This is a genomic window from Streptomyces sp. NPDC091279 (assembly GCF_044757465.1).
Taxonomy (GTDB): Bacteria; Actinomycetota; Actinomycetes; order Streptomycetales; family Streptomycetaceae; genus Streptomyces.
In genome coordinates this window covers 61,650-86,893 of record NZ_JBIVVA010000017.1, presented here as the reverse complement: position 1 = coordinate 86,893, position 25,244 = coordinate 61,650, and the positions used below count along the sequence as shown (strand labels likewise).

General features: G+C 72.6%; 26 protein-coding genes. 13 read left to right on the top strand and 13 right to left on the bottom strand.

The genetic code is table 11. The features are described from left to right. Positions 1–34: 34 nt before the first annotated feature. Complete coding sequence (locus ACIQOU_RS33270; protein WP_401543164.1) at positions 35–1,354, top strand: glycoside hydrolase family 26 protein; 1,320 nt, start codon at positions 35–37, stop codon at positions 1,352–1,354. Between the two features lie 22 nt (positions 1,355–1,376). On the opposite strand, the gene ACIQOU_RS33265 is transcribed toward ACIQOU_RS33270, so the two are convergent. Genes ACIQOU_RS33265 through ACIQOU_RS33225 form a run of 9 tightly spaced genes read right to left on the bottom strand, consistent with a single transcriptional unit; the run spans position 1,377 to position 11,880 of the window. Further along, positions 1,377–2,474 (bottom strand): GNAT family N-acetyltransferase, encoded by a 1,098-nt coding sequence (locus ACIQOU_RS33265; RefSeq protein WP_401543161.1) that lies wholly within the window; start codon positions 2,472–2,474, stop codon positions 1,377–1,379. Beyond that, positions 2,471–3,124, bottom strand: a complete 654-nt coding sequence (locus ACIQOU_RS33260) for a lipopolysaccharide biosynthesis protein (protein WP_401543159.1) — start codon at positions 3,122–3,124, stop codon at positions 2,471–2,473. The genes ACIQOU_RS33265 and ACIQOU_RS33260 overlap by 4 nt, the downstream gene beginning before the upstream one ends. Continuing rightward, the gene (locus ACIQOU_RS33255; RefSeq protein ID WP_401543156.1) at positions 3,121–4,296 is read right to left on the bottom strand and encodes a glycosyltransferase; all 1,176 of its coding nucleotides are present in this window, start codon (positions 4,294–4,296) and stop codon (positions 3,121–3,123) included. Before ACIQOU_RS33255 ends, ACIQOU_RS33260 begins: the two co-directional genes overlap by 4 nt. Then, a complete protein-coding gene (locus tag ACIQOU_RS33250) occupies positions 4,293–5,063 on the bottom strand; it encodes a polysaccharide deacetylase family protein (protein WP_401543153.1) in 771 nt (256 codons plus the stop codon). Before ACIQOU_RS33250 ends, ACIQOU_RS33255 begins: the two co-directional genes overlap by 4 nt. Continuing rightward, positions 5,047–6,747, bottom strand: a complete 1,701-nt coding sequence (gene murJ / locus ACIQOU_RS33245) for a murein biosynthesis integral membrane protein MurJ (RefSeq protein WP_401543151.1) — start codon at positions 6,745–6,747, stop codon at positions 5,047–5,049. The genes ACIQOU_RS33250 and murJ overlap by 17 nt, the downstream gene beginning before the upstream one ends. Further along, complete coding sequence (locus tag ACIQOU_RS33240; RefSeq protein WP_401543148.1) at positions 6,744–8,096, bottom strand: O-antigen ligase family protein; 1,353 nt, start codon at positions 8,094–8,096, stop codon at positions 6,744–6,746. Before ACIQOU_RS33240 ends, murJ begins: the two co-directional genes overlap by 4 nt. Before the next feature lie 4 nt (positions 8,097–8,100). After that, positions 8,101–9,528: an exopolysaccharide biosynthesis polyprenyl glycosylphosphotransferase gene (locus ACIQOU_RS33235; RefSeq protein WP_401543145.1), complete on the bottom strand. Its 1,428-nt coding sequence runs from the start codon at positions 9,526–9,528 to the stop codon at positions 8,101–8,103. Continuing rightward, positions 9,525–10,700: a glycosyltransferase gene (locus ACIQOU_RS33230; protein ID WP_401543142.1), complete on the bottom strand. Its 1,176-nt coding sequence runs from the start codon at positions 10,698–10,700 to the stop codon at positions 9,525–9,527. Before ACIQOU_RS33230 ends, ACIQOU_RS33235 begins: the two co-directional genes overlap by 4 nt. Before the next feature lie 52 nt (positions 10,701–10,752). Further along, positions 10,753–11,880, bottom strand: a complete 1,128-nt coding sequence (locus ACIQOU_RS33225; RefSeq protein WP_401543139.1) for a DUF3344 domain-containing protein — start codon at positions 11,878–11,880, stop codon at positions 10,753–10,755. A gap of 248 nt (positions 11,881–12,128) precedes the next feature. Between ACIQOU_RS33225 and ACIQOU_RS33220 the strand changes: the two genes are divergently transcribed. The 7 genes from ACIQOU_RS33220 (at position 12,129) to ACIQOU_RS33190 (ending at position 16,767) form a co-directional block, all read left to right on the top strand. Beyond that, the gene (locus ACIQOU_RS33220) at positions 12,129–12,368 is read left to right on the top strand and encodes a chaplin (RefSeq protein ID WP_401543136.1); all 240 of its coding nucleotides are present in this window, start codon (positions 12,129–12,131) and stop codon (positions 12,366–12,368) included. 284 nt (positions 12,369–12,652) lie between these two features. Beyond that, the gene (locus tag ACIQOU_RS33215) at positions 12,653–13,351 is read left to right on the top strand and encodes a hypothetical protein (protein WP_401543133.1); all 699 of its coding nucleotides are present in this window, start codon (positions 12,653–12,655) and stop codon (positions 13,349–13,351) included. Between the two features lie 217 nt (positions 13,352–13,568). Further along, a complete protein-coding gene (locus tag ACIQOU_RS33210) occupies positions 13,569–13,856 on the top strand; it encodes a hypothetical protein (protein WP_401543130.1) in 288 nt (95 codons plus the stop codon). Between the two features lie 222 nt (positions 13,857–14,078). Continuing rightward, positions 14,079–14,573 (top strand): DUF5949 family protein, encoded by a 495-nt coding sequence (locus tag ACIQOU_RS33205; RefSeq protein WP_401543127.1) that lies wholly within the window; start codon positions 14,079–14,081, stop codon positions 14,571–14,573. A 250-nt stretch (positions 14,574–14,823) separates the two neighbouring features. Then, positions 14,824–15,342, top strand: coding sequence for a hypothetical protein (locus ACIQOU_RS33200; RefSeq protein WP_401543124.1), 519 nt, complete (start codon positions 14,824–14,826; stop codon positions 15,340–15,342). Between the two features lie 155 nt (positions 15,343–15,497). Next, complete coding sequence (locus ACIQOU_RS33195; RefSeq protein WP_401543122.1) at positions 15,498–15,917, top strand: tyrosinase family oxidase copper chaperone; 420 nt, start codon at positions 15,498–15,500, stop codon at positions 15,915–15,917. Then, positions 15,901–16,767, top strand: coding sequence for a tyrosinase family protein (locus ACIQOU_RS33190; RefSeq protein WP_401543119.1), 867 nt, complete (start codon positions 15,901–15,903; stop codon positions 16,765–16,767). Before ACIQOU_RS33195 ends, ACIQOU_RS33190 begins: the two co-directional genes overlap by 17 nt. 163 nt (positions 16,768–16,930) lie before the next feature. Here the strand turns inward: ACIQOU_RS33190 and ACIQOU_RS33185 are convergent, their stop codons facing one another. From ACIQOU_RS33185 to ACIQOU_RS33170, 4 genes are all read right to left on the bottom strand, one after another. Beyond that, a complete protein-coding gene (locus ACIQOU_RS33185; protein WP_401543116.1) occupies positions 16,931–17,209 on the bottom strand; it encodes a chaplin in 279 nt (92 codons plus the stop codon). Between the two features lie 241 nt (positions 17,210–17,450). Continuing rightward, positions 17,451–18,311 carry an immunity 49 family protein gene (locus tag ACIQOU_RS33180; protein WP_401543114.1) on the bottom strand — a complete coding sequence of 287 codons (861 nt, stop codon included), beginning with the start codon at positions 18,309–18,311 and terminating at the stop codon, positions 17,451–17,453. 92 nt (positions 18,312–18,403) lie between these two features. After that, positions 18,404–19,279 (bottom strand): immunity 49 family protein, encoded by an 876-nt coding sequence (locus ACIQOU_RS33175; protein WP_401543112.1) that lies wholly within the window; start codon positions 19,277–19,279, stop codon positions 18,404–18,406. A 193-nt stretch (positions 19,280–19,472) separates the two neighbouring features. Beyond that, positions 19,473–20,945, bottom strand: a complete 1,473-nt coding sequence (locus ACIQOU_RS33170) for an FAD-dependent monooxygenase (RefSeq protein ID WP_401543291.1) — start codon at positions 20,943–20,945, stop codon at positions 19,473–19,475. A gap of 74 nt (positions 20,946–21,019) precedes the next feature. Between ACIQOU_RS33170 and ACIQOU_RS33165 the strand changes: the two genes are divergently transcribed. The 5 genes from ACIQOU_RS33165 to ACIQOU_RS33145 all read left to right on the top strand — a co-directional run bounded on the left by ACIQOU_RS33165 (position 21,020) and on the right by ACIQOU_RS33145 (position 25,222). Further along, positions 21,020–21,694, top strand: a complete 675-nt coding sequence (locus ACIQOU_RS33165; RefSeq protein WP_401543110.1) for a TetR/AcrR family transcriptional regulator — start codon at positions 21,020–21,022, stop codon at positions 21,692–21,694. 402 nt (positions 21,695–22,096) lie between these two features. Next, the gene (locus ACIQOU_RS33160) at positions 22,097–22,498 is read left to right on the top strand and encodes a hypothetical protein (protein ID WP_401543107.1); all 402 of its coding nucleotides are present in this window, start codon (positions 22,097–22,099) and stop codon (positions 22,496–22,498) included. Positions 22,499–22,611: 113 nt separating this feature from the next. Next, positions 22,612–22,845, top strand: coding sequence for a hypothetical protein (locus ACIQOU_RS33155; RefSeq protein WP_401543104.1), 234 nt, complete (start codon positions 22,612–22,614; stop codon positions 22,843–22,845). Further along, positions 22,842–23,846 carry a polyprenyl synthetase family protein gene (locus tag ACIQOU_RS33150; RefSeq protein WP_401543101.1) on the top strand — a complete coding sequence of 335 codons (1,005 nt, stop codon included), beginning with the start codon at positions 22,842–22,844 and terminating at the stop codon, positions 23,844–23,846. Before ACIQOU_RS33155 ends, ACIQOU_RS33150 begins: the two co-directional genes overlap by 4 nt. Further along, positions 23,843–25,222, top strand: a complete 1,380-nt coding sequence (locus ACIQOU_RS33145; protein ID WP_401543099.1) for a cytochrome P450 — start codon at positions 23,843–23,845, stop codon at positions 25,220–25,222. The genes ACIQOU_RS33150 and ACIQOU_RS33145 overlap by 4 nt, the downstream gene beginning before the upstream one ends. The last annotated feature ends 22 nt before the right edge of the window (positions 25,223–25,244 follow it).

The following is a 25,244-nucleotide window of genomic DNA, read 5'->3' as shown; positions in this document are numbered from 1 at the left end:
GAGAGAGCCGGACAGAGCGGAGAAAGGAGCAGGCATGGCCTCACAGCAGCGACGTCCCGGGACCCGGCGGCTTGCCGTCGTCGCGGCGACGGTCCTCGTGGCGGCCGCGCTGGCGTCCGGACCTGGGTACGCGGCGGGCACGGGGGCGGTGCGGGCGGCCGACCCTCCCGCTCCGGCTCCGGCATCGGCCCCGACGACAGCCCCGGCCGCGCCCACCGCGCCCGCAGTCCCCGCAGCGGCTCCGGTCACCCCCGCCCCGGGTGTCTCCCCGGCGCCGGGGGCGCAGGGCCAGAAGCCCGTCACCTCCCTGCCCGCGTTCGGCGCCTACCTCGACTACGGGGCTCGCGGGGTGGCCCGCATCGCCGAGTTGAGCCAGTGGCTGGGCGGCGCTGACCTGCGGGTCGGCCACACCTACCTGCCCGGCGACCGGTGGAGCAACATCGAGGGCGCGCACGGTTTCCTCGACGTGTGGGCGGACTGGCGGGCCGAGCGGGCCGACCGGATGCTCGTCCTCAACGTGCCGATGCAGGAACGCAACGAGGGCGGCGTCTCCGACACCCAGGTCCGTGCGCTGCTCGCGCAGGGCGTGGCCGGACGGTTCGATCACCACTTCAAGGCCCTCGCCCAGCGGCTGGTGGAGGCGAAGGCGCCGGACACGGTGATCGTGCTCGGCTGGGAGATGAACGGCATCACGTACACCTCTCGGTGCGGGCCCGACCCGGAGGCCTGGAAGAAGTACTGGAACAGGATCGTCACCACCATGCGTTCGGTGCCGGGGCAGAAATTCCGGTTCGATTTCGCGCCGACCCGCGGCCGGGACGCCGTTCCGTGGACGCAGTGTTATCCCGGGGACTCCACCGTCGACATCATCGGCATGGATTCGTACGACCAGCCGTCCGGGCTGACGTTCGATCAGCAGGTGAAAGAACCCTACGGGCTCCAGGAACACGTGGACTTCGCAAAAACCCACGGCAAGCCCATTTCCTATCCCGAATGGGGGCTTTTCCGCAACGGCGACAACGCCGAGTACATGCGGCGCATGCTGGCCTGGATGGACGAGCACAAGCCGCTGTACAACACGCTGACCGACTACTGCCCGCACGGGGTCTGGCAGTGCGGGCAGAACCCGAAGGCGTCCGAGGTCTACCGGTCGGTGCTGTCCGGGCGCACCGAGGCACCGGTCCCGGCGACGCCGGAGCCGGCCAAGTCCACCGGGCCCACCGCTCCGCCCGAGCCGCCGGCCACGCCGGTGCATCCGACGCAGTGCGCGCCGGTGGAGCTGGGGGCGTGGGTCGAGCACTGGCTCGGCGGGAAGCTGTGCCTGCGCTTCGACTGGTGGTCGCGCAACCGGTGAGTCCCGGGTGGCGGCGGGTCGTTCAGGCTCCGCCGCCACCGCGCTCCCTCCAGACCCGCACCAGTTCCTTGCCCCGGCTGCGGGCGGCGACGTCACAGACGGCCGCCGCGAGCAGCGGGGCGGTGTGCCGTCGGGCCAGCAACAGCCTCTGGTTGACGACGGGTTCGGGCCGCCAGTGGTGTTTGTACGGTTCGTTGCCGCGCAGCAGGCTCAGCGCGCCCCGGGTCCCGGTGCCGGTGTGCTCGGCGCACGCGTCGAGCAGCATCACCGCCACGTCCGCCTTCCGCTCCCGCAGCCGGGGGTGGGCGCCGTACAGGTAGCCGCCCGCCAACTCCCGTGACAACAGCGTGAGATCGACGGCGACCACCTCGCCGTCGAGCCGGAACTCGGTGACGACCGCGTCCCCGGAGCGGACCATCGGGCCCACCGAGCGCACCAGGTGGTCGCAGAACCGGGGCCGCAGATGTTCCGTCGTCACCTTCCGCTGCTGCCACTGGAGTCGGTGGAGTTCCAGCATCCGGCGCAGCGCGCGGTCCACGTCGTCGGGGCCCGCCACCCGCCGCTCGACGCCGAGGGCGGTGAGCTTGCGCAGCTTGGCGCGGACGCGCTGGGCCTTGGCGGCGGGCAGACGGGCGAGGAGCTGGTCCATGGGGAGGGCGGGCAGCTCCAGGCAGAGCGAGTCGCCGAACCGGCGGCGCGGCCCCCGCCACCGGTCGTAGACCCGCTCGGCGGCGCCACCCGGACGCACCTCGCGGAAGTCGATCAGCGCGGTGCGGGCGACGGCGGCGAGGCCCTCGGTGAGCGCGTCGACGGCCGTGTCCCGGCGTTCGTCGTCCAGCAGGACGTCCCCGTAGTCGGAGATCGCCCCGCCGAGCGGCACCAGCGCGGGGACCGGGCGGCGCACCCGCATCAGCGGTGCGGCGGCGACGAGTTCGGCGCCGTCGCGCACCAGGAGCAGCCGCAGTCGGCCGGGTCTGCCGTACGACAGCCACCAGGAGTGCAGCCAGGCATGGCTCTGGAACGGCGTCGCCGTGGCGCAACGGCCGTACAGCCGGGCCCAGTCGGGGGCGAGGCGGGCGAAGTCGTCCTCGGCGGTGATGAGTTGGGTGGTGTAGGTCACAGCTGGCCGTGGGCTTCGGCGGCGACGGCCGGGCCCGGCACCGAGGCGGCCAGGCCGGGTTCGGGCCGCGCGCGGCGCGGGCGCACCAGCAGCAGGAGCCCGCCGAGCAGCCCGCCCGCGCTGGCGCCGACCAGCCCGGTCACCTCCGCCGACGCCGAGGAGGGCGCGGTGGGTTTGGTGGCACGGGCGAACTGCTGGAGTTCGACGTGGGTGGCGTTCTGGACGTCGCCCGCGTGCCGGGTCAGGGCGCGGGAGACGGCGTTGGCCATGTCGGCGGCCAGGTCGGGGCGGGCGGCGGTGGCGGTGACGGCGACCATGGGGGCATCCGGCGAGGTCTCCGCGTGCACGCTCTGTTGGAGGGTGCGGACGGGGACGCCGGCCCAGACCTGCGCGTCGCCGAGGACGGCGAGCTGGGTGGCGACCCGGCCGTAGGCCTGCGCGAAGCCCAGCGCGGACGCCGGTTCCGAGCGGTCGGTGGGGACGGCGACGACATAGCTGGTGGCCGTGTAGGTCGGCGTCCTGGCCAGGCCGTAGCCGCCGCCGAGCAGCCCGCCGACCAGGACGCCGGCCGCGATCAGCGACCACGGGGGCAGCGCCCTGGCACGGTTCAGGGCGACCGGGCGACGGACCGGGGTGGCGTTCTCGTTCATGAGGAGAGGGCTTCCTGGGAGGGGCGGGCGGAGGGTGAACAGGCCGACGGGACAGGGGTGTTGGCCGTCGCGGCCGCGTAGACGTCGAGGAGGCGGGCGGCGCTGCGGGTGATGTCGTAGTGGTGGGCGGCGTCGGGGGCGGTGCGGGGGGCCGGGCCCGCCTGCCGGGCGGCGACGACGGCGCGCGCGAAGGAGGCGGGGCCGCCGGTCACCCGGCGGGCGAGGGGGGCGGCCGCCGGTGGCAGGTCCTCGACGGCCGGGCAGGACGTGTAGAGCACCGGAAGGCCGGCCGCCAGCCCCTCGACGACCGCGAGCCCGAACGCCTCCTCGGCGGACGGCGCGACCAGCAGGTCCATCGCGGAGGTCAGCGCGGGCAGGTCGGGCCCGGGGCCGCCGTCGGCGAGGTAGGGCCGTTCGCCGGTGAACAGGACCCGGTCGGCGACCCCCGCCTCGGACGCGACCCGGCGCAGCACGTTCTCCTCGGGGCCGCCCCCGACCAGCACCATCCAGTGGTCCTGCGGGAGTTGGGCGAGGGTGCGCAGAGCGACGTCGAAGCGTTTGCCGGGGGCGAGCCGGCCGATGCCGCCGATCACGAAGGCGCCCTCCGGCAGGCCGAGCCGTTGCCGGGTGCGGTGGCGGCGGACCGGGTCGAAGCGGAAGCCGGTCAGATCGATGCCGTTCGGCACGACCTCGATGCGCGGGCCCGGCACTCCCCAGCGCCGGAGGCGGTCGGCGACGGTGGGGGAGACGGCGACCGTGCGGCGGCCGAGGCGCTCGCTCGCCAGGTACAGGGCGCGCATGCCCTGGTTGAGGTCGCGGCCCTCCAACTGGGCCTCGCCCAGGGAGTGTTCGGTGGCGACGATGGCCCGCACGCCCGCGAGCCGCGCCGCGAGCCTGCCGTACACGCAGGCCCGGTAGAGGTGGGTGTGGACGAGGTCGTAGCCGCCGCCCCTGATCAGCCGGACCAGCCGGGGCAGCGCGGCCAGGTCCCGGTTCCCGGCCATGCCGAGGTGCGTCACCCGCACCCCGTCCGCCATCAGACCGTCGGCGACGGCGCCCGGGTTGGTGAGCGTCACGACGTCGCACTCGACCGGCAAGTGCCGCAGCAGCAGCCGGAGTTGCTGTTCCGCACCACCGACGCCGAGGCCGGTGATGAGGTGCAGCGCCTTCACTTCAGCCCCTCGACCGGGCGGCGCCGCAGCCGGTGCAGCCGGTGCTTGAGGTGGAGGCGGACGGCGTGGTCGTGCTGCCCGATGTGGACGCGGGGCAGGGCGAAGAGGCCGTTCAGCTCGCCGGGGTCGATGGCGCAGGCGTAGCGGTACCCGGCGTCCCGGACGGCGTCGGCGGCCCGCTGGTCGAGCGTGCCGTACGGGTAGCAGAAGCCCTCGACCGGCGTGTCGGTCAACTCCCGCAGCAGGGCCCTGCTTTCGGCGACCTCGGCGGTCAGGGTGGCGTCGTCGGCGCGGGTGAGGTCGACGTGGGTGAGGCCGTGCGAGCCGATCTCGACGCCGGACGCGGCGGCGCGGCGGATGCCGTCGGCGGTGAGCAGGGGCTTGCGCGGGCCCAGCGGGTCCCAGGCGTTGTCGCCGCCGAGCCGCCCCGGCAGCACGAACAGGGTGGCGCCGAATCCCCAACGCTCCAGCAGGGGAAGGGCGTTGTCGACGAAGTCGGCGTACCCGTCGTCGAAGGTGAGGCCGACCAGGCGGCGGCCCTCGCCGCGGGTGCGTGCGGTGAGCAGCTCGCTCAGGGTGACGCCCCGCAGGCCGCGCCGGTGCAGCCAGCGCAGTTGCGCGTTCAGCCGCTCGGGCGTGACGGTGATGCGGTACGGGTCGTCGAAGCAGTCACCGACGGAGTGGTACATCGCCACCCAGGGGACGGGCCCGGAGGCCCGGCGCCGGGCGGCGCCTGTGGGAGCGGCGGTGTCAACGGACGCGGGCATGCGGGAACCTCCGGGTCACACGGCGGACGGAACGGAGCGCGGGCGCCAGGCCCTGGACGCCCAGAGCCCGGCCGAGCAGCACGAACACGGCGGCCGCGGTGACGCAGCCGACGGCCAGGGCGGGCACGGCGGGACCGATGTGGTGCGCGGCGAACGCGGCGGCCACCGTCGCCCCGACGGCCGCGCCGAGCGGGCGGCTCAGCTCCGCCAGCACCCGCCGGGTGCGGATCGGGACGCTGCGCGGGCCGGTGCCGGCCAGCAGCAGGGCGGCGGTGGCGGTGATGCCGACGGCGTTGGCGAAGGCGATGCCCAGGACGCCCCAGGGGCCGACGGCCCAGCTCCCGAGCAGCGACGTCACCACGATCCCGGACGTCATCGCGGCCACCGGGTACCAGGAGGGGCGGCCCGCCGAGAAGTAGGAGCGGACCAGCACGCCGACCAGGGTCTGGCCGAGCAGCCCGAGCGCGTAGACCCGCATCACGGACGCCGTCGCCGCCGTGTCCCCGGCGGTGAACGCGCCGCGCTGGAAGAGGAGTTGGACGATCTGCGGGGCACACGCGATCACCGTGGCGGCGCCCAGCAGCACCACGCAGGCGGCCAGTGTGAGGTCCCGCTCGACCCGGTCGCGGGCCCGCTCGACATCGCCGTCGGCCAGTGCCCGCGCGACCACCGGGAAGGTGACCGTGCACAGCATCATCGACAACGTCATCGGGATCTGCGCGACCTTCTGCGCGTAGTTGAGGTGCGAGATCGCCCCGGACGGCAGGCTGGAGCCGAGGAACCGTTCGATGAGCACCTGGGACTGCCGGGCCAGCGCGAACAGCAGCACGCTCGCCATCAGTGCCACATCCATCGGGCGGGGCGGCTCGGAGTCGGCCCCCGGCTCCCCGGGCGCCGGTCGGTCGGACCGCAACTGCCGCCACAGCACGGGCAGTTGGGTGAGCACCATCAGACAGCCGCCGAGCGCGACCCCGGCCGCGGCCGACCGCACCCCGAACCGTCCGCCGAGCACGCACATCCCCGCGATGATGCCGACGTTGTACGCCACGTAGATCGCGGCCGGGGCCAGGAACCGCCGATGCGCCCGCAGCGCCGCGCTGCAATACCCGGCGAGCCCGAAGCTCAGCACACAGGTCGCCGTCAACCGCGTGCAGTCGACGGCGAGTCGGGGATCGTCCAGGCCGGGCGCGAGGACCTCGACCAGATAGGGGGCGGTCCCGGCGAGCAGGGCGCCCACCGCGGCGAACGCCAGCGCCAGCCGGGGCAGCGTGCTGGCGACCAGCGCCCGCACCGGATCGCCGGACGCCCCCTGCGCGCGCCGGGCCAGCGCCAGGCTGAACGCCGGGATCAGCGCGAACGCCAGCCCGTCCTCGATCAGCAGCGTCGCCGCGAACTCCGGGACCGTCCACGCCACCAGGAACGCGTCCGTCTCGCTCCCGGCCCCGAACAGCCGGGCCAGCGCCTGGTCCCGCACCAGCCCCAGCAACGCCCCCGCGATCGAGAGCGCCGCCGTGACGAACGCCGCCTTGGCGAGGAAACCCCGGGAGACGGGCGGGTCGGAGGGCGGCCGGGCGGCGGGGAGGGGGGCGGCGGCCCGGGCACCGTTCTCCGCCGGGGCAACGGCGGTCTCGGCGCCGTTGCCCGTACCGGGTCCGGCGTCCGCGGCCGAGGGGGTCACCGTCATCGGGCCGCCGCCTGTTCAGCCGGGCGCCGGGGCGCCGGCGTCGCCGGGAGGGGCTCGGCGCGGTCGGCGCCGGCCAGCGCCCACCAGGTCACCAGGCCCAGGGAGACGGCCGTCAGCACCGTCGAAGGACCGCCGATGTCCGCGTACACGAAGTCGGTCAACTGCCAGATCAGCAGCCCGCAGCCGATCAGCGCGCAGTCGAGCCCGGTGCCCGAGCGGTGCGCCCGCCCCAGCCCGCGCAGCCCGCACACCAGCAGCGCCAGCCAGCCGCCCGCGAGCGCGACCAGACCGATCAGCCCCTGCTCGGCGAGGACCAGCAGATACATGTTGTGCGGGGACAGCAACGGCTGCCGCGAGAAGCCCTCGCCCGCGCCCTCGGTGTCGCTGCCGGAGGACAGCGCGAGCGGGGCGTGCCCGTCCCGGTAGGCCGGGAAGTCCTTCAACCCGACGCCGGTGAGCGGGTGTTCGCGCCAGATCGCGACCGCCGACGCCCACAGCGTGTACCGGTCGACGACGGACTGGTCGGGGGCGTCGGTGACCTGCGTGATGCTGTCGATGCGGTCCTGGAGCATCGTCGTCCCGGCCCCGAACCCGCCGATCAGGACGATCCCGGCGGCGAGCACGGCCGCGCCCGCCGCCAGCGCCCGCCGCACCCCGGCCAGCAGGAGCTGGAGCGTGCAGGTGGCCGCCGTCGCGATCCACGCGCCCCGGCTGAAGGAGAGCGCGAGGGGGAGCAGCAGGGCGACCGCGCAGCCGGCGGCGAGCGCGCGGTGCCGGGTCCCGGCCTGCCCGAGGGCCAGGCCGAGGGCGCAGATCAGGCCGAACGAGACGACCGTCGACATCCCCATCACGTCCTGCGGCCCGAACGTGCCGACCGCCCGGATGTCCTCGCCCTGGTAGGAGGCGCCGGTCCCGGTCAGGTACTGGTGCACCCCGACCGCCCCCTGCCACCCGGCGAGCGCGACCAGCGACCAGGCGAGGGCGCGGAAGTCGGCCCGGTCGCGGACCAGCAGCAGCACGGCCGCCGGGACCAGCACGAAGATCTGGAGGTAACGGCCGAGCCCGCCGACCCCGGCCCCCACCGAGGACGCCCCCATCGCCGCGAGCGCGAGCCCGACCACCGGCATCCCGAGCACCACGACCGACACCGGGCTCAACGGGCGTTCCTGCGCGCGGAGTTGGCGGATCGCGCAGTACAGCACGAGCAGCCCGGACGCCACGTCGGCGGGGCCCGCGCCCTCGCTGCCCTGGGCAACCGGCAGCGCCAGCAGGGCGATCACGGCGACGACGGGCAACACCGGCGCGTGGCAGCGGAGTTGAAGGAGGGCCGACGGCGGTGCGTGGCGCATCGGTTCAGCTCCCCGTCGGCCGCACGAGGGCGGCGGCGGTGCGCAGCAGGATGCACAGGTCCTGCCAGAGCGACCAGTTGTCGATGTAGGCGTTGTCGAAGCGGGCCCGGTCCTCGATCGAGGTGTCCCCGCGCAACCCGTTGATCTGGGCCAGCCCGGTGATGCCGGTCCGCATCCGGTGCCGGGCCGCGTAACCCGGGTAGGCCTGGCTGAACTGGGCGACGAAATAAGGGCGTTCGGGGCGCGGACCGACCAGGCTCATGTCGCCCCAGAAGACGTTCCACAGCTGGAGCAGCTCATCCAGCGAGGTGCGCCGCAGAAAGCGGCAGAACCACGGCATCCGGTGCTCGTCGGCGACGCTCCAGCGGGTCGCCGCCTCGTGCTCGTCGACCGGGCGGTGGGTGCGGAACTTCAGCAGCGTGAAGGGTCTGCCGTCCTTGCCGATGCGTTCCTGCCGGAACACCACGCCGGGCCCGCCACTGATCCGCAGCGCCACCGCACACGCCAACAGCAACGGGCTGACCAGCAGCAACAGCAGCCCCGACACCAGCATGTCCAGGGCCCGCTTGCCGACGCTGCCCCGCCGCCGCCCGAACCCCAGGTCCAGCCTGCGGCACGAGAACCCGGCCAACTGCTCCCGGCTCGCGTACGACGGGGTGTCCGCGTCCACCTCCCACACCGCGCACCCCGACTCCGCGAGCGCCCGCAGCAGCGGCCCCTGCTGGACACGGACCGAGGGATGCACGGCCAGCACGTCCCGGACGCCGTTCTGGATGAGCGCCCGCTGCACTTCCTGACCCGTCGTCAGAACCGGCAACCCACCAGCCCCGTCGAGGAGTTCGGCGACCACACCGACCGGGCGGATGCCGTGCCGGGGGTGGCGCAGCACGGCAGCGGCCACCCGCTGCGCGGTCGCGGCCGGGCCGATCACCAGGGCGGCGCGCGGACGGCTGAGCAGCCGGGCCCGGCGCCGCCAGTGGGCCAGCGACCGGCCCACGCAGCAGGCGGCGGTCTGGAGCAGCAGACCGAGCAGCAGGGTGCGCGCCGACAGCGCGAACGGCGCCGACCAGGCCGCGAGACACGCCGCCAGCAGCGCCCAGGCCACCGCGATCCGCCCGCACACGGTGGGCAGTTCGTCCAGCACCCCGGGTACCGGACGCGGCAGCTGCGCCCGGGTCAGCATCGACGCGGCCACCAGCAGCCCCGCGAGCAACGGCCGGTGCGCGGCCCCGGCGAACACCAGGCCGCCGGTGAGCGCGCCGCCCAGGTCGGCGGCGAGCAGCGGCACCGGGGAGGCGGGCCGGGTGCGCGGACGCCGGGCCGGGAACCGGAAACCGGCGGCGACCTCGGGCGACGGCAGGACCGACACGGGCGAGAATCCGAGATCCCGAGGCTGCCCGCCGGGCGAGGGAACGGTACTTTCCGCGGTCACGAGTGGATCGACTCCCTGCGCAGCGAAGGCACGACGGGCACTGCGGGCGCGCCGCCGAGCAGGTCGCGGTACACGTCCGCCACCGCCTCGGCCGTGTGCCGCACATCGTGCGTGGACAGGACGTGGCGGTGGCCCTGATGGCCGAGCGACTCGCGCAGCAGCGGGTCGAGCAGCAGCCCGGTGACGGCGGCGGCCAGCGACGGTGGCCGGTCCGGCGCCACCAGACAGTGCGCGGCGAGCGCGGCCGGCAGGCTCTCCCGGGCGCCGTTCACATCGCTGGCCACCACGGGCCGCCCGCAGGCCATCGCCTCCAGCGGGGCCAGCGCCATCCCCTCCCAGCGGGAGGGCAGCACCACCAGATCGGCGGCCTGGTACCAGGGAACGGCGTTCGCGACGGCCCCGGTGAACAGCACCGACGCCGGTGCCCGGTCCGCGAGACGGGCGCGGTCGGGTCCGTCGCCGACCAGCACCAGGCGCGCGGCGGGAAGGCGCCGGGCCACGAACTCCCAGGCGTCGAGCAGGACATCCTGGCCCTTCTGCCGGCAGAGCCGCCCGACGCAGACCACCAGCGGGGCGGCCGGGTCGAGGTCCGGCAGCAGCGCGGCCCGTACGGTGCCGACGGCGGCGGGGTGGAAGCGGCCGGGGTCGACGCCGTTGCGGACGACGTTCCACCGCGCCTCGATCCCGGCGCGTACGCCGGTCGCGCGCTCCGCCTCGCTCACGCACACCACCCGGGAGGCCCAACGCGCCCCCCAGCGCTCCCACTTCAGCGCCACCTCCGCGAGGGGCCCCTCGACGGCCTCGAAGGACCAGGCGTGCGGCTGGAACACCGTCGGGACGCGCCCGCGCACCGCGAGCCGCCCGGCGAGGCCCGCCTTGGCGCTGTGCGCGTGCACCAGATCGGGCCGCACCTCGGCGACGATCCGGCGCAGCCGGTGTACCTCTCGAACAAGCGTCGGCCCCGGCGAACGGCGCGCGCGCCAGGCGCGCACCTCCGCTCCGAGCCCCCGCAAGCCGGTCGCGAGCGGGCCCGGCGGGCAGGCGACCGTGACGTGCAGACCCGCCGCGAGCTGAGCGCGCGTCAGGTCCGTGACGACACGGGCGACACCGCCGTCCACCGGCTGCGTGACATGCAGGACCCGTGGCCGGGAGGCGGATGGTTCCAGGTGCATTGCGCGGTTTCCTCGCTCACGGACGGCGCTCGGGACGGGGCGGGACCGCGCCTCATTGCGGTGCGTCGACGGCGGCGAAGAGCACCCCTGCCCATGCCGCGTCCCGCTGGGAAACGAGCCGGAAGGCCAGCTGGTCACCGCCGCCCCGCAGAGCAGTGCGGAGATCGAACACATCGGAGTCGTAGCCCAGCGTGTTCGAATAGGCGGGGACCCTCGGGGCGGGGACGGCGCCCGGCTCGGAGATCGTCGAATTCAGCACATCCGACGGGGGATTGGCGCCGTCGGACAGTGCGGTGGCGCGGGCCTTGTTCGACTTCGTACGCGTGGTGACGGTGAACGAGTCGCCCCGCACGCCCCGGCGCCCGTCGTACGCGACCAGCCCGGCGCGCCCGCCGGCGCCCGCCGAGAAGCGCGCGCCGGTCAGCCGCACGCCGTGCGCGGTACGGGAGTCGAGGGTGTCGAAGCCGTCCCACAGGGCGAGGTGCCGCAACGGTTCAGCGGCGTTCTCGTAGGCCACCACCAGGGTCCAGCCGCCCCACGCGCCGGCCGCGGAGCGGCCCATCGCCGCGTTGACCTGCGCCACCGTGTAGAGCCCGGGACCGCTCTGCCGCACCAGGCCGGTGACATCGGCGGAGGCCTGGAACGCGTCCGCGCCCCCCGCCGCCCGATGGCCGACGACGGTGTCGGCGAGCACCTCCCGGTAGTCGCCGCCGGGCTCCGCGAGCAGCACCCGCCCGTTGTCGCGCGGCGGCTTCTGCTCGCCCACCCGCAGATTGCCGCCCCAGTACAGCCGCGCGTACGTCACCCGGGCCGCCTCGGGCAACCGGACCTCGGCGCGGGAGGAGTTGTAGGTGCGGGGGTCGTCGTCGACGTCGATGTAGAACATGTCGAAGTCGCTGTTGACGGAGGCCGTCCCGGCGCGGGCCGCGGGGCAGGCCGGGGCCGGGGCGGCGCCGGTGGCGCGGCAGCTGACGGAGGTGTTGGCGGCGCGGACGATCCCGCCGTGCTGGAGCGCGCGGTACCGCTCGGTGAACGGCACCCGCTCCGCCTCCCGGACCGGCGACGCGGCCGGGGTGGCGGCGCTCACGGGGGCGCACAGTGCGCCCAGCGCACTCAGCGCGCTCAGACCGACGACACCGACCAGTGCGCGGCGCAGCAGAGGACCCGGGGAATTGCGCATGAGGGGCGTCGCCCTTTCGGGAGGTCATGAATCCGATTGACCGGCTATAGGGGTGGGTCGGGAGGTGCGCAACTGTAGCCGCTATCCGGATTAATCCCCTGAAACCGGGCATGTGTGTCGGATTGGTGAAGGAGAGCCTCGCCGCCAGATCACTCCATTGGCGGCACAACCCGGACGGGCGCCACGCGTTGACACAACGCCGGGCAGCCGCCCGGATGTTGGCTTAAACCCCCAAGGAGCACCTCTCCATGTCGCGTATCGCGAAGGGCCTGGTCCTTACCACCGCCGCCGCCGCGGCCGTCGCCGGCGCCGCCGGCATCGCTTCCGCCGACAGCGGCGCGCAGGGCGCGGCCGTTGGTTCGCCGGGCGTCGTGTCGGGCAACACCATCCAGGTCCCGGTCCACGTTCCGATCAACCTGTGCGGCAACACGATCGACGTGATCGGTCTGCTGAACCCGGCCTTCGGCAACACCTGCGTCAACCACTGACGTCACAGGACGCCGACGCAGAGCCCTTCACCGGCCGCCCTCCCGCGATTCCACCGCGGGAGGGCGGCCGGTTTTCCATGCCCCGACGCCGCCGCCCCGCACGCCGTTGCTCCGAACGGGGAACGTCGGCGCACGCCCTCTCATCGCTCGCGCACAGCGTCTCACCAGGGGTGATGCCGACCAAGCGGGGTACGGGCGGCGCCGGGTGATGCTGGCTCAGTTGCGGAGCGGGACAGGCGCTTTCACGGTGGTTTCAGGATCAAGTACCACCGAAAGGAACACCCATGCGTGCCCTTCCCGCACGGCGTCTCGCGACCTCCGCGCTCTGCGCCACCCTCCTGATCGGCATCACCGCGCCGACCGCCCTCGCCGCCGACGGCGGTACGGCCCGGGAGCAGCACGCCCCCTCCGCCCTGCGCGCCCCGGTCCCCGGCGCGGACGCCCTGCTCGCCCAGGCAACGGAGTTGGGCGCCCTCGGCGGTGTCCTCGCCCCGGTCTCCGACCTGCTGAACACCGTGCTCAAGGCGGACGGCGGCAAGCCCTCGGCGGCCGACCTCACCGCGGCGGCGAGCAAGGTGAAGGACGCCATCACCAAGGCGTCGGCGGCAGCCCCGGCCGTCCCCGCGACCCCGGCCGTCCCCGCGACGCCCGCGCTCCCGGCGACGCCCTCGCTCACCAAGAGCGGCGACGACGGCAAGGCCGTTGCCGCCGCGTCGGACGTCAAGGCCGACGCCCTCGCCGCGTTGCAGAAGGCGACCGACGGCCTCGTCGCGGCGGCCAGCGCGGGCGACGCGACGAAGGTCGTACCGGCCGCGACCGGCGTGGTGACCGGACTGGTCAACGTCGTCGCCGCGACCCTGCTCGGCGGCGGCCTGCCGGCGCCCAGCCTGCCCGGGCTGCCCAAGTTGCCGAGCCTGCCCGCCACTTCGAGCCTGCCTGCCGCTCCGGCGGTTCCGGCGGTGCCGAGTCTGCCCGTGGGCTGATCCGGGCCGTGCCGGGTCCGTCCGGCGGTCGACCGGGCGGTATCGGTGCTCCGTCGCGCCGCTCCACGGGGGCGGCGCGGCGGATGTTCGATGAAATCCTTCCTTCGGGTGGGAGGGAGAAAAATTCCGTTCACGGGGTTTCCGGGCCGTCGGGGCGTCGTTAGGCACGACGTCAGAATTCCCCCTGGCGACGTGAGTTGCCGATGAAAGGAACCCGATGAAGTCCCTCAAGGCTGTAGCCGTCGTTGCCGGTTCCGTCGCCCTGGCCGGCGCCGCCGCGCCCGCGTTCGCGTACGACACCGCCGCCGTGACGCCCACCAGCCTCAACGGCGCTGTGAACTCCCTGACGTCGGGCCGGATCGAGCCCGTCGACCTGATGCCGCTCCAGCACCAGTCGGACGCGCTGGACACCAAGAAGAAGGGCTCCCCGCTCAGCGCGGTGGACGGGGCGACGACCGCTCTGAACAAGCCCACCCAGCTGCTCGGCGGACTTCCGCTCGGCTAGCAATTCCCGGACCGGGAATACGACTTCCCCCTCACTCCCGGTCCTTATTACGTCGAAGTCCCGTCGGCGTTTCATCGAAAGGGCCGATTCCGTGTCGTACGGAATCGGCCCTCGGTGCTGTTCGAGGGCGCGTCCCCCGTTCGTGTGGACAGGGCGCGGAATGTCGCCCGGTCGGGTGAGGACACGGCCGAACGTGTCGCGCCCCGTAGATAAGGTCACGCGGTGACCTCAACCTCAAGCGAAACCCGCGCCTCCGCCGCAGACCTGGGCACCCTCGTCGTGCTGGCCTGGAGCGGCGAGGCCCCCGACGGCGACATGCCCTACCTCCTTGCCTACCCCCTCGGGGACGTGCCGGCCGGCCCCGAGGCCTCGTCGGCCGCCGTCGCGCAACTCCTCGACAGAAGCGGCCTTCCGGCCGGTGCCGACCTCGTCGACGCCGCCACCCGGCCGAGTCTGCCGTTGAGCCTGCTGGTCGAGGGCGGCCAGGCCGTCGTCACCATGCCGGGCTGCACCGCCCAGTGCACCCCGCCGCCGGAGTGGCTGGCCGCCGTCGACGAACGCGGCTACGCCTACTTCATCTTCACCACCCGCCCCTGGCCCGAGGCCGAGCCAGGCAAGCCGATCGACGCGCAGGCGCTGGCCGCGTTCGCGGGCGCCGACGAGACCCTGTCGGCGGCCGCCCACGTCGTCCTGCCCGTCCGCAAGCTGCGCGGCTGACGGCCCCGCACCCCCGCGCCCGCACCGCATTCCGGCGACCGGTCCCGTACGCCACGGACCGGTCGCCGTCGGCGTGTCGGCCCCGTTTCCCGGCCGCCCCGACCACCGCCCCGATTTCCCCGTCGTACTACTACTGCGGCACTCGGGGGAAAGTTGCCCTCATGGCGTCGGCCGCCTCGTTTACCTCGGTACGCACGCAGCGACCGCAGAGAAAACAGACACGCCGAATTCCGGAAGGGACCGCAGCGAGATGAAGCCGACCACCCGAGGAACCCTTGCCGCCGTCGTCACAGGCGTCGCGGCAGCCGTGGGCGCCGCCATGGCCACGCCCGCAGCGGCGGTGGGCACGGTTCCCGTGCCGGTGCCGCTGGAGGGCGCCGAGCAGGCCCTCGGCATGGAACTCCCCAGCCTCAGCGGCCAGATCCCGCTGCCCACCCCCGGCAACCCCGACGGCCCCCGGTACGTCGAGGGCCGCCTCATCCCCGACCGTGCCGTCCCCCAACTCCCCGTCACCGGCGGCCTGCCCGGCCTCACCCTGCGCGCGCCGCTCCCGCACGTCCTGGGCGACGGCTTCGACCACGTCGGCCTCGCCCTCCCCGCCTCCGACCTGCGCACCCTCAGCCCCGGCCTGGCCCTGGACGCCCCGCTGACCGCGCCGGACGCCGCCAACTCCGGCCTGCCGGGCCCCAAGCTGCCGCAGGTGGGCGTGCTCGCCCCGGTCCTCCAGACCGTGCCGGGCGCCGACCTGGTGACGGGACCCGGCCTGTAGGGACACGGCCACGACGACACCGAGAGGCCCGGGCGGGCTCAACTGCCCGGGCCTCTCGGCCGTTTCGCCGCCTTGCTGTGTCCTTCCCGTCCGTGACCGTGGGGGTGGTCGGCCGGTTACCGGGGTGACAACCGAATCCGGACGAGGAGCGAGCCATGGCCGTCAGTGTCGACGTCGGCGGGGAACCGGTGGATGCGGGGCGCGTCTCGCGGCGGGGCGTGCTGCGCGGGCTGCCGGCCTCGGCCGCCGCGCTGGCCCTCGCCGCGCTGGCCACCGCCTCGCGCCGGGCGGGTGCCGACGCGTTCGGCGAGACGTACCGGGGCCGCCGTATCGAAGGGGTCAGGGCGGCCGCCGGGGGCGGGTGGCGGGTGACCGTCGACGGGCGGGCGCTGCATCTGATGCGGCGGGCCGACGGGAGTTGGCTGAGCATGGTCGACCACTACTGCTCGTACCCGACGCCGCTCACCGCCGCGCGCGCCGCCGTCGACGCACTGGGCCCCGGGCGCCAACTCCGCGACCCGGCCGCCCACTTGGACATGACGAACGAGGGGGCCGGTCATGGCGTACACGCGTAAGGACGTCAGCACGCTCACCGCGACCGAGAAGAAGCGGTTCGTGAACGCGCTGCTGGAGGTCAAACGCCGGGGCGAGTACGACGAGTTCGTGCGCACCCACATCACGTACTACGTCCCCGACGGCGAGGACGGACTGCGCGCCGCCCATATGACGCCCTCCTTCCTGCCCTGGCACCGCCGGTTCGTGCTGGACCTGGAGCGGGCGCTGCGCCGGGTCGACGCGTCGGTGACCGTGCCGTACTGGGACTGGACGCGGGACCGCGCGACGACGGCGACGCCGTGGACCGCGGACCTGCTCGGCGGCACCGGACGCCGTTCCGACCACCAGGTCACGACCGGCCCGTTCGCCTACAAGGAGGGCAACTGGCGGATCACGGAGAACGTCGACGACGGCGACTTCCTCGCCCGCGACCTCGGCCGGGCCGCCGACCCATTGGCCCTGCCCACCAAGGCCGACCTGGACGCGGCGCTCGCCGACCCGGTGTACGACGTCGCGCCCTGGGACTCCACGGTCACCCGGGGCTTCCGCAACCGCCTTGAGGGCTGGGGCACCGGGCGCGGCCCCGGCTCCTGGCGTGTCCACAACCTCGTGCACCGCTGGGTCGGCGGCGCGATGCTCGGCGGCGCGTCCGTCAACGACCCCGTCTTCTGGCTCCACCACGCCTTCGTCGATCTCCAGTGGACCCGCTGGCAGCACCGCCACCGCGCCGCCCGCTACCTCCCGGCCAAGCCGCCGGGCCCCGGCGACGACCAGCACGGCAGGATCATCGCCCGCGACGAGAAACTGCCCCCGTGGGGCGTGACACCCCGCGAACTGGAGGACGTGAGCGCCATCTACCGCTACGCGTGAGGCAGTTCGGCAACGGCGGTGTCGTGGCCGTGGACACGGGAGAGCCCCGGCGCTCAGGGTGCCGGGGCTCTCGGGTGCGTACGGTGCGCGTACGGCGGGGGTCACACAGGTGCAGACAGGTGCTAACAGGTGCAGAAAGGTTCGGGTCGGTCGTCCGGCCGGGTCAGTGGCCGTAGCCGCCGTGGTGACCGTGGTGGAGGTTGCCGGGGTTGACGCAGGTGTTGCCGAACGCCGGGTTCAGCAGGCCGATCACGTCGATCGTGTTCCCGCACAGGTTCACCGGGATGTTGATCGGGGCCTGGATGACATTGCCCGAGATGACACCGGGCGAGCCGACGGCCGCGCCCTGGGCACCGGCGTCCGCCATGGCGAGGCCGGTACCGCTGACGACCACGGCGCCGGCGCCGAGTGCGACCGCGGTCGCCTTCGCGATGCGAGACATCACGTTCTCCTTTGACTCGATGAATACGCCGGCACCACTCGCCGCCGCACTCCCCCTACAACGCGAACACCGACCCTGGGTCACGGCGTGCGCGGGGGCGTCACTCTGATTGAGGGGGCGGGCGATTCCGGTTGCTCGCCCGGCAAGGGCCCGGCGGACGTCACGTGTTCCCACCTCGCATCGACTGGAAGCGGCGCCGGCGTCCCGCCCTTCGGGCGCGCCCGGGTGGCGAGAACGGGGGTCAGGTGGGGAATCCACCCAGCCAGCTGTGCTGGAGGAGGTGCCCGGGGAGGTAGTCGGACTCCACGCCGATGGGGATTCCGCCGTCGTGGGCGAGACAGGCGAGGGCGAGGGGGCCGAGGGCCAGGTATCCGGCCGTGCGATCGGCCCGATCCTCGTTCAGGGTCCAGTAGGCCCTGTGCAGTTTCAGTGCCTCCTCCAACGCTGGGCCAAAGCCGTCTTCGTCCTTGCGGACGAAGTGGTAGAAGAGGTTGACCGGTGGATAGAGCTGGCCGTCCAGCAGGTCCCGCGGTGCGATCCGTGCCACAGCGGGGTCCGACGTCTCGAACGTGGCGGTGAGCTTCTCCACCAGTCCCGGCCTCTGTAGCCAGTACGTCTGGAGCGTGTCCACCCAGTGATAGACGTACTCGTCGTACTCGCCCCCGGGGGAACGAAGCCGATCCAGCGGGACCTCGCACAGTCGCGTCATCCGGTCCTGGTCACGGCAGACGATCGCCAGCCAGAACGCCGTCAGCCAGTTTCCCGCGTCCGCGTACGGACGTGGACCGATGGCCGGGACATGCCGTACCTCGTGATTGATACGGCATTCGACCGTGCCCTCAGTCGTTCCGGTCACCGCGAACATGGCTGATCCGAACTGCATCGCGCAAACAGCGGCTTCCCACGTCTCCACCTTCGCCGCTACAGGATCAACGCTGCATCGTGCCTGAAAGTGAAGAAGAGCAGTCGTGAACATGGAGTCGACCGATCCGGGAAACCGCTCGATCCTCTGAGCGTCCTCGGCAACGTCTTCGCCGAGCTCCTCGGCCCAGCTCTCGGTGTCGGGGTCCGGCACACCATGCCGGGGGACGATGACGATCACGGAAGAGTTCCCTTGCTGATGTCGAACCGGCGGTACTCGTCATGGCGACGGCCTTGCTGATTTCGGGTCTCCCCGGCTGGCGAGAACGGGGATCAGGTGGGGAACTCTCCTGTCCAGGAACGTTGGAGCAGCGCCTTGGGCAGGTAGTCGGATTCGACCTCGATCGGTATATCGGCGTCGTATGCCATGCAGGCGATGGCGAGTGGGCCGAGGGCTATCAGGCCCTCGCCGCTCAGGGCACGTGCCTCGTCGCCGGTCCAGTACTCCTTGTGCCACGTGAGGGCGTCGACCAGCGCCGCGTTGAACTGCTCCACGTCCTGACGCTGGTATCGATGGAAGAGTTCGAGCGGCGGCGAGAGGATCTTGAGCATCAATTCGGCGCCGGCGCCCCGTGTCGCGTCGGGAGTGGTGGCGTTGACCGCCGTGACCAGCGTGTCCCAGGTCTCCCGCCGGCCGAACCAGGCGTTCTGGAGGGTCTCCACCCATGCGTAGATGTATTCGTCGAACTCCGCTCCGGAGGCACGGAGAAACGAAAGGGGGACGCGCGCCAGTTGATCCAGACGTTCGTTCTCGCGGCAGATCGCCGCCAAGTAGTAGGAGGTGAGCCAGTTTCCCGCATGCAGGTATTCCCGGGGGCCCGTCGCGGGTAGGTTCTTCACCTCGCCTCGGCTGCCGATGCGGCAGGGCACCGGTCCTTCGGTCGCCGTTCCCGAGATGAACAGGGCGGCCCCGACCTGCATGGCGGTCACCCAGGCCTCCCAGGTGGGGAATTCACCCGCCATGGGGTCCGCCAGACAGGACCATTTCGCTGCGGTGAGCGAATAGCCCAGGGCATCGAAACGATCGAATTCCGACGTCTCGATCTCACCGAGTGTCTCCTCGACTACCTTGACGATCGGTGCCATGACGTCAATGACGTCGGTGACGTCGTCCGTGCGGAAGTTGTGGCGGGCGATACGCGTGACCACGTGCCCCCCTCTCAGCCGATCGTCACGTAATCGAACACGGCGCCAGCGTAGTCGGAGCCGTCGGGACGGCCTCTGTGTGCCGGCAGCCAAGGTGGTGCATGCCTCGTGCGCCCCTGCGAGGACTTCCCGTGTCTCGGGAGAAGGCGTCTCTCGACATGGCCCTCCTCGCAACGGCCCTCTCATGGCAACCCCCTCAGACGTTCACCCCCACCCACCCCCGCAACGCCCCCGCCCGCTCCTCCGTGCGCTTCTTCGTGGCTGTTGTTCGGGTGGCCCAGGCGGTGTGGCCGTCGGGGCGGATGAGGATTTCTGTGACGTCGGGGAGGGCGGGGTGGAGGGCGGTGAGGGTGGTGAGGTGGGGGAGGCCGGTGGGGGGTGCAGGGGTGTCGGGGCGGGTGAGGAGGAGGAAGGTGGCCTTCTTGAGGAGGGGGTACAGGCGGCCCCTCGGCAGGTCCGCGTCCGGTATGCGGTGGCCCACCAGGGGGTCGGCGTCCGGGGTGGTCGGGGGGTAGACCGTGCCGAGGGCCGAGACCTGGCCGGCGAGGCGGCGGTTGACCTCTTCCATGCCGAGCAGCTCGTCGAGGAGCGTGCGCAGAGCCGTTGCCGGACGCCGGTACTGCTCCATGAGCGGCAGCTCGAACAGCAGCGTCTGGATCTCCGTGTTCTCGATCAACGCACGCCCGATCGGCCGCCGTTCGGCCTCGTAGGTGTCCAACAGGCCAGGCGGCGCCCAGCCGTTGACCGTGGCCGCCAGCTTCCAGCCCAGGTTCATGGCGTCCTGGAGACCGGTGTTGAGGCCCTGGCCCGCCGCCGGGAAGTGGATGTGGGCGGCGTCGCCCGCCAGCAGCACGCGTCCGGCGCGGTAACGGTCCGCCAGCCGGGTGGCGTTGCCGAACCGCGACAGCCAACGGGGCTCGCCCACACCGCAGTCGGAGCCCGCCCGCCGGACCAGCGCCGCCCGGAACTCCTCCAGCGTCACCGGCTCCCGTGACGACACCCGCAACAGTTCCGGGTCCAGCAGGACGAACCGGGTGGAGCCGCCCTCCAACGGCACCGAGAGCACGCCCCGTTCGCGGGCCGTTTCGAGTTCGCCGGGGCGGGCGTCGACGACCGCGAAGTCGCCGAGCATCCCCGTCAGGGTCTCGTCGGTGCCGGGGAACCCGATCCCCGCGGCCGCCCGCACCACGCTGCGCCCGCCGTCGCAGCCGACCACGTACCCGGCGCGCAGGGTCTGGGCGACATCGTCGGGGCCGCGCACCTCCACCTCGACGCCGTCGGCGTCCTGGCGCACGGCGCGCACCTCGTGGCCCCGGCTGATCTCCACGCCCAGCTCACCCGCCCGCTCCGCGAGGATCGCCTCGGTCCGCGCCTGCGCCAGGAAGAGGGCGTAGCCGTGCCGGGCGCCCAGGGCGGCGAAGTCCAGCTGGGTGGGGAGCCCGCCGAAGTGCCAGCCGGTCACCTTCCGGCCGAGCGGGAGGAAACGGTCGAGCAGGCCCCGCTGGTCCATCAGTTCCACGCTGCGCGGATGCAGGCTCAGCGCCCGCGAGTCCCGCTGCGGCTCGATCCGCCGCTCCACGACGCGGGTCGGCACCCCCGCGAGCGCCAGCTCGCACGCCAGCATCAGCCCGGTCGGGCCCGCGCCCACCACGATCACCCCGGTGTCCATCCGGCCTCCCATGTCGAACCTCCCTGATTTAGTGAACGATGTTCACGTGAACGGCGTTCACTATAGTGAGGTCCATGAGCTCCCCGTCAAGCCCCGCCCGTGGCCGGCCCGCCCGGCTCGACCGGGCCCGCACCGTCCGCACCGCCCTCGGCCTGCTGGACGAGTCCGGCCTCGACGCGCTGACCATGCGCCGCCTCGCCGACGCGATGGGCGTCCAGGCCGGGGCGCTCTACCGCTACTTCGCCACCAAGCAGGACCTCCTCGCCGCGATGTCCGAGCGCATGGTCGAAGGGCTCGCCGGGGTGCCGGGGGGCGGCGACTGGAGTGACGAAACGGCGTGTCTGGCACGGGCGTTGAGGGCCGCGCTGCTCGCCCATCGCGACGGCGCCCGCGTCTTCGCCGGGACGCACTCGACCGGCCCGAACACCCTGGGCTTCGCCGACCGCCTCGTCGGTGTGCTGCGCGCGGCGGGCTTCGGGGACGACGAAGCGGCGCGGGCGCTCTACGCGGTGGCCAATTTCACCGTCGGCCACACCTTGGAGGAGCAGGCCGTGCTGCGGCCGGAGGGCGCGGGGCTCGCCGCCCTGGGAAGCCTGCGGGACGTGGTGGCACAGGGTGCCGACGCGGGGGAGTATCCGCACCTCATCGCCTCCCTGCCGGTGCTCGCCAGCGCGGATCTCACCGCCCACTTCGAATTCGGGCTGCGGCTGCTGCTGGACGGGCTGCGCGCGCTGCTGCGGGAGAAGTGACGCTCGTTTCTCACGGAGGGGCAACGTCCGCTCCTGCGGCGGGGGTTGGGGGCGCGGAAGGGGCTCGGGGGCGCGGGCGAGGGGGCTGGGGGAGTGGGCGCGGGCGGGGGCGCGGGTCCCCCGGGCTGGTGGGGGACGGTTTCGGGCTTGATTGTCGTCGGGCGACGGTAGTTTTCCGATCTTCACTTCACCGTCGAGAATTCACGTCACTCTTCGCTCCCTCGGGTAATTTTTCCATTTACTGGTTGCTTACCGCCCGGGTCGTCGCTACTCATAGAGGATGCGCCGCGACAGATCATTTCTGGTGGCGGCGGATCATTCCTGGCGTTCGAACGGGCATGTGAATTTCCTGCCCGAAAGTTTTCGCAGTCGGAGTTCGTGATCACCCACGAAAGGTGAAGTATGACTGTCGACGCCGAAAATCCCGAAGAGAAGCCGACCAGCAGCTACGCGAGCTTCATGGCCTCCGTGATCGCTCTCGACGGCAAGTCGTTGATCGCTGATCTCCATAAAGCGGAGGCTGAGTTTCCGGAATTGATCACCGCCTTCACGTATCTGAGCATCCACGCGTCCGCCTCGGTCATCGCCGGTAATACTTTCCGGCGGGGCAACCTGCTCGCGGACTGCGGGCCCGCCGTCGCCGAACTTGCGATCACCGCGGCGAACTCCGTCGTGAACAGTCCGGATCTGGCCAAGAGCGCGATCTCCCGGATCAACGCGCACTACATCCAGGCCGCCATGGAGAAATCCATGGAAGAAGGCCATGTCGTCGCGCCGACGGTGGTCAAGATCTCCGAGTTCTAGAGCGATCCCCGGCCGGAGACGGCACACCCGGATACGGCGCACTCCGGATACGGCATACCCGGATACGGCACACCCCGAGACGGCACAACACAGTGACTGAGGTGACCGCTGCCATGAACGCGATCAATATCGTCGACCTTGCACGGCTGTTCGACGCGGCATTGTCGACCGGTGCCGAGAGACCGGCGCTCGTGCCCGACCAGGCCCAGGGCGCCGAGCGGGCACGGGTCGAGCAGGTGCTCGCGGCGCTGCTGGCCAGCCCGGAGGAGGAGCGCATGCTGCGGCTGCCGATGGCCGACACCGACATGGTCGACTTCGAGATCCCGGAGGAGGTCGGACACCGGTGAACGCCCCCGTGCGCGACGACATCCAGTGGAACCTGGCCGAACACGCCGTGTCGTACCCGGCGTTCGACGGCCATCCCGCCATCAAGGCCGAGTTCGCGCGGTCGCTGGGCAAACGCACCAGGCTCTGGGAGCCGTTGCTGAGTCTGCTCGCCGCCGAGTTCGACCACCGCCCCTCCGACGCCTCCGCCCGGGTCCTGAGCGGCTGGTTCACGATGGTCCATCTCTCGGCGCCGATCGACCAGTTGGTGGACCGCGACCCGATGTCGGACCACTGGCGTGAACTCGGCGGTGCCGGTGCCATCCAGCTCGTGCTGGCGCTGAAGGACCAGGTGCTGCGCGCCCCGCTGCTCGCCCTCGGCGCCGACGCCGACGACCGCACGCACCGCGCGGTGTCCCGGGCCACCGTCGAACTGGGCTCGGCGTGCCTGACCGCCTCCATCGGCGAGTACCTCGACGTCGTCGGCTACTCCGAGCTGCGGTCGAGGCCGCCCTACCCGGTCGAGGCCGCCGTTCAGGTCGCGTTGTTCTACGAACAGCTCGTCGGCTGGAAGTCGTCCGTCATCTACGAGTGCCTGCTGCGCTGTGCGGCGATGACCATGGAGGCGCCGGAGCCGGCGATCGAGGCGTTGGCGGTTTTCGGCCATCACATCGGGTTCGCGGTGCAGGTGCTCGACGACGCCGGCGGGGTCTGGGGCGGCGGCGACGACCTGGAGAAGGACCCCGTCAAGGTCACCTCCCCGCTCGCCTACGCCCTCGCCGTCGACCACCCCGGCCGCGACGAACTCGTCGACCTGCTGCACACCCCCGCCGCCGACCGCGACGTGGCCAGGGCGCGGGAGATCCTGGACGGCGTGCAGGCCCGGGCGTTCCTCGAATTCCTCATCCGGGACCGCGTCTCGCGGGCCGTCGGCGCGCTGGCCGGTGCCGTGCCCGACCTCGCCGCGCCCCTGGAGCGGTGGGCCGACGCCTACTTCCGGCGCACCTCGGGGGCCGTCCGGTGACCGAGGCCGCCGTCCCCTCGGCGCAGGCCGTCGTGCCGCGTCCGGCGGCGATGCCGGGGCTGCCGTACTTCGGCGGCATCGTGCGGATGAAGAAGGACCCGATCGGCTATCTGCGCGAGGCGAGCGGGAGGGGCCCGGTGGTACGGCTCGGCCGGCTCGGCAGGCGGTCGTTCTACCAGGTCAACGACCCGGACCTGGTGCGCTCGGTGATGACGGCGCCCGGCGCGGACGTCGGGATGACGCGCACCAGTGACGTCCTCGGCTTCCTGTTCGGGGAGTCCGTGTTCACGATGCAGGGCGAGCCGTGGCGCAAACGGCGCGACGAGTTGCAGCCGGCGTTCCGGACCTCGAACCTGCCGGAGCTGTTCGGCTCCGCGGCCGGCGAGATCGAACAGACCGTCGAGCACTTTCAGCCGGTCGCCGAGGCGAGGGGGTCGGTCGACTTCAGCGCGGCGCTGCTCGACCTGCTCCAGCGGATGATCGTGCGGATGATGTTCGGGGTGGCCGTCCCGGAGACCGCCGCGCAGCTGACGCAGGCCTTCGACTACGGCCTCGCCTACCGGCAACGGCGGCGCTGGGCCCTCACCAGCAGCCTGCCGCTGTGGTTCCCGACCCCGGCCAACCGGAAGTTCGACGACGGGGTGGCCCGGCTCAACGCCAGCATCGTCGAGATCATCGAGGACCACCGGGCGCACCCGCCGCAGCGGGCCGGTCTCCTCACGATGCTGATGGAGTGCCGGGACGCCGAGACGGGCGTCGGCTGGAGCGACGACGAACTCCTCGCGGAGGTGAAGACGACCTTCGTCGCCGGGTGGCTCACCACGACGACCGCGGCGACCTGGCTGTTCGACCTCCTCGCCCGGCATCCCGAGGTCGCCGCCCGGGTGGTGGCCGAGATCGACGCCCTGCCGTCCGGCCGGCCCCTGGAATACGGCGACCTCCATTCCCTCGAATTCGTCGAGGACACGATTCTGGAGGCCATGCGGCTCTTTCCGCCGGGGTGGCTGCTCAGCCGACGGGTACGGCGCCCGTTCACGCTCGGCGACATCCCGCTGGGCCCGAACTCGGTTCTCCTGGTGTCGCCGTACGCGTTGCACCGCGATCCCACCCACTGGAACGAACCCGACCGTTTCGACCCCGACCGCTTTCACAGCAAGAATCACGGTGAGGCGCACAAGGCGGCTTTCCTGCCGTTCGGATTCGGGCCCCGGGTCTGTATCGGCCGGGGGGTGGCGATGATGGAGCTGAAAATGATCGTCGCGACCCTGCTGCGGCGCTTCCGTTTCACGCTCGCCGACACCGCTCCCGCGAAGCTCCAGCCGGTTTCCTTCCTGCGGCGGGCCGATCCGCTCATTCTCGATATCGCTCCCCGCTGACGCACGCGAAGGCACGCAGTGA

Bases quoted from the DNA above. Each gene is read 5' to 3' on its own strand.
- ACIQOU_RS33270 (WP_401543164.1), top strand. From the start codon at position 35: ATGGCCTCACAGCAGCGACGTCCCGGGACCCGGCGGCTTGCCGTCGTC.
- ACIQOU_RS33260 (WP_401543159.1), bottom strand. From the start codon at position 3,124: ATGAACGAGAACGCCACCCCGGTCCGTCGCCCGGTCGCCCTGAACCGT.
- ACIQOU_RS33250 (WP_401543153.1), bottom strand. From the start codon at position 5,063: ATGCCCGCGTCCGTTGACACCGCCGCTCCCACAGGCGCCGCCCGGCGC.
- murJ (WP_401543151.1), bottom strand. From the start codon at position 6,747: ATGACGGTGACCCCCTCGGCCGCGGACGCCGGACCCGGTACGGGCAAC.
- ACIQOU_RS33240 (WP_401543148.1), bottom strand. From the start codon at position 8,096: ATGCGCCACGCACCGCCGTCGGCCCTCCTTCAACTCCGCTGCCACGCG.
- ACIQOU_RS33230 (WP_401543142.1), bottom strand. From the start codon at position 10,700: ATGCACCTGGAACCATCCGCCTCCCGGCCACGGGTCCTGCATGTCACG.
- ACIQOU_RS33225 (WP_401543139.1), bottom strand. From the start codon at position 11,880: ATGCGCAATTCCCCGGGTCCTCTGCTGCGCCGCGCACTGGTCGGTGTC.
- ACIQOU_RS33220 (WP_401543136.1), top strand. From the start codon at position 12,129: ATGTCGCGTATCGCGAAGGGCCTGGTCCTTACCACCGCCGCCGCCGCG.
- ACIQOU_RS33215 (WP_401543133.1), top strand. From the start codon at position 12,653: ATGCGTGCCCTTCCCGCACGGCGTCTCGCGACCTCCGCGCTCTGCGCC.
- ACIQOU_RS33210 (WP_401543130.1), top strand. From the start codon at position 13,569: ATGAAGTCCCTCAAGGCTGTAGCCGTCGTTGCCGGTTCCGTCGCCCTG.
- ACIQOU_RS33200 (WP_401543124.1), top strand. From the start codon at position 14,824: ATGAAGCCGACCACCCGAGGAACCCTTGCCGCCGTCGTCACAGGCGTC.
- ACIQOU_RS33195 (WP_401543122.1), top strand. From the start codon at position 15,498: ATGGCCGTCAGTGTCGACGTCGGCGGGGAACCGGTGGATGCGGGGCGC.
- ACIQOU_RS33190 (WP_401543119.1), top strand. From the start codon at position 15,901: ATGGCGTACACGCGTAAGGACGTCAGCACGCTCACCGCGACCGAGAAG.
- ACIQOU_RS33185 (WP_401543116.1), bottom strand. From the start codon at position 17,209: ATGTCTCGCATCGCGAAGGCGACCGCGGTCGCACTCGGCGCCGGCGCC.
- ACIQOU_RS33170 (WP_401543291.1), bottom strand. From the start codon at position 20,945: ATGGACACCGGGGTGATCGTGGTGGGCGCGGGCCCGACCGGGCTGATG.
- ACIQOU_RS33165 (WP_401543110.1), top strand. From the start codon at position 21,020: ATGAGCTCCCCGTCAAGCCCCGCCCGTGGCCGGCCCGCCCGGCTCGAC.
- ACIQOU_RS33160 (WP_401543107.1), top strand. From the start codon at position 22,097: ATGACTGTCGACGCCGAAAATCCCGAAGAGAAGCCGACCAGCAGCTAC.
- ACIQOU_RS33155 (WP_401543104.1), top strand. From the start codon at position 22,612: ATGAACGCGATCAATATCGTCGACCTTGCACGGCTGTTCGACGCGGCA.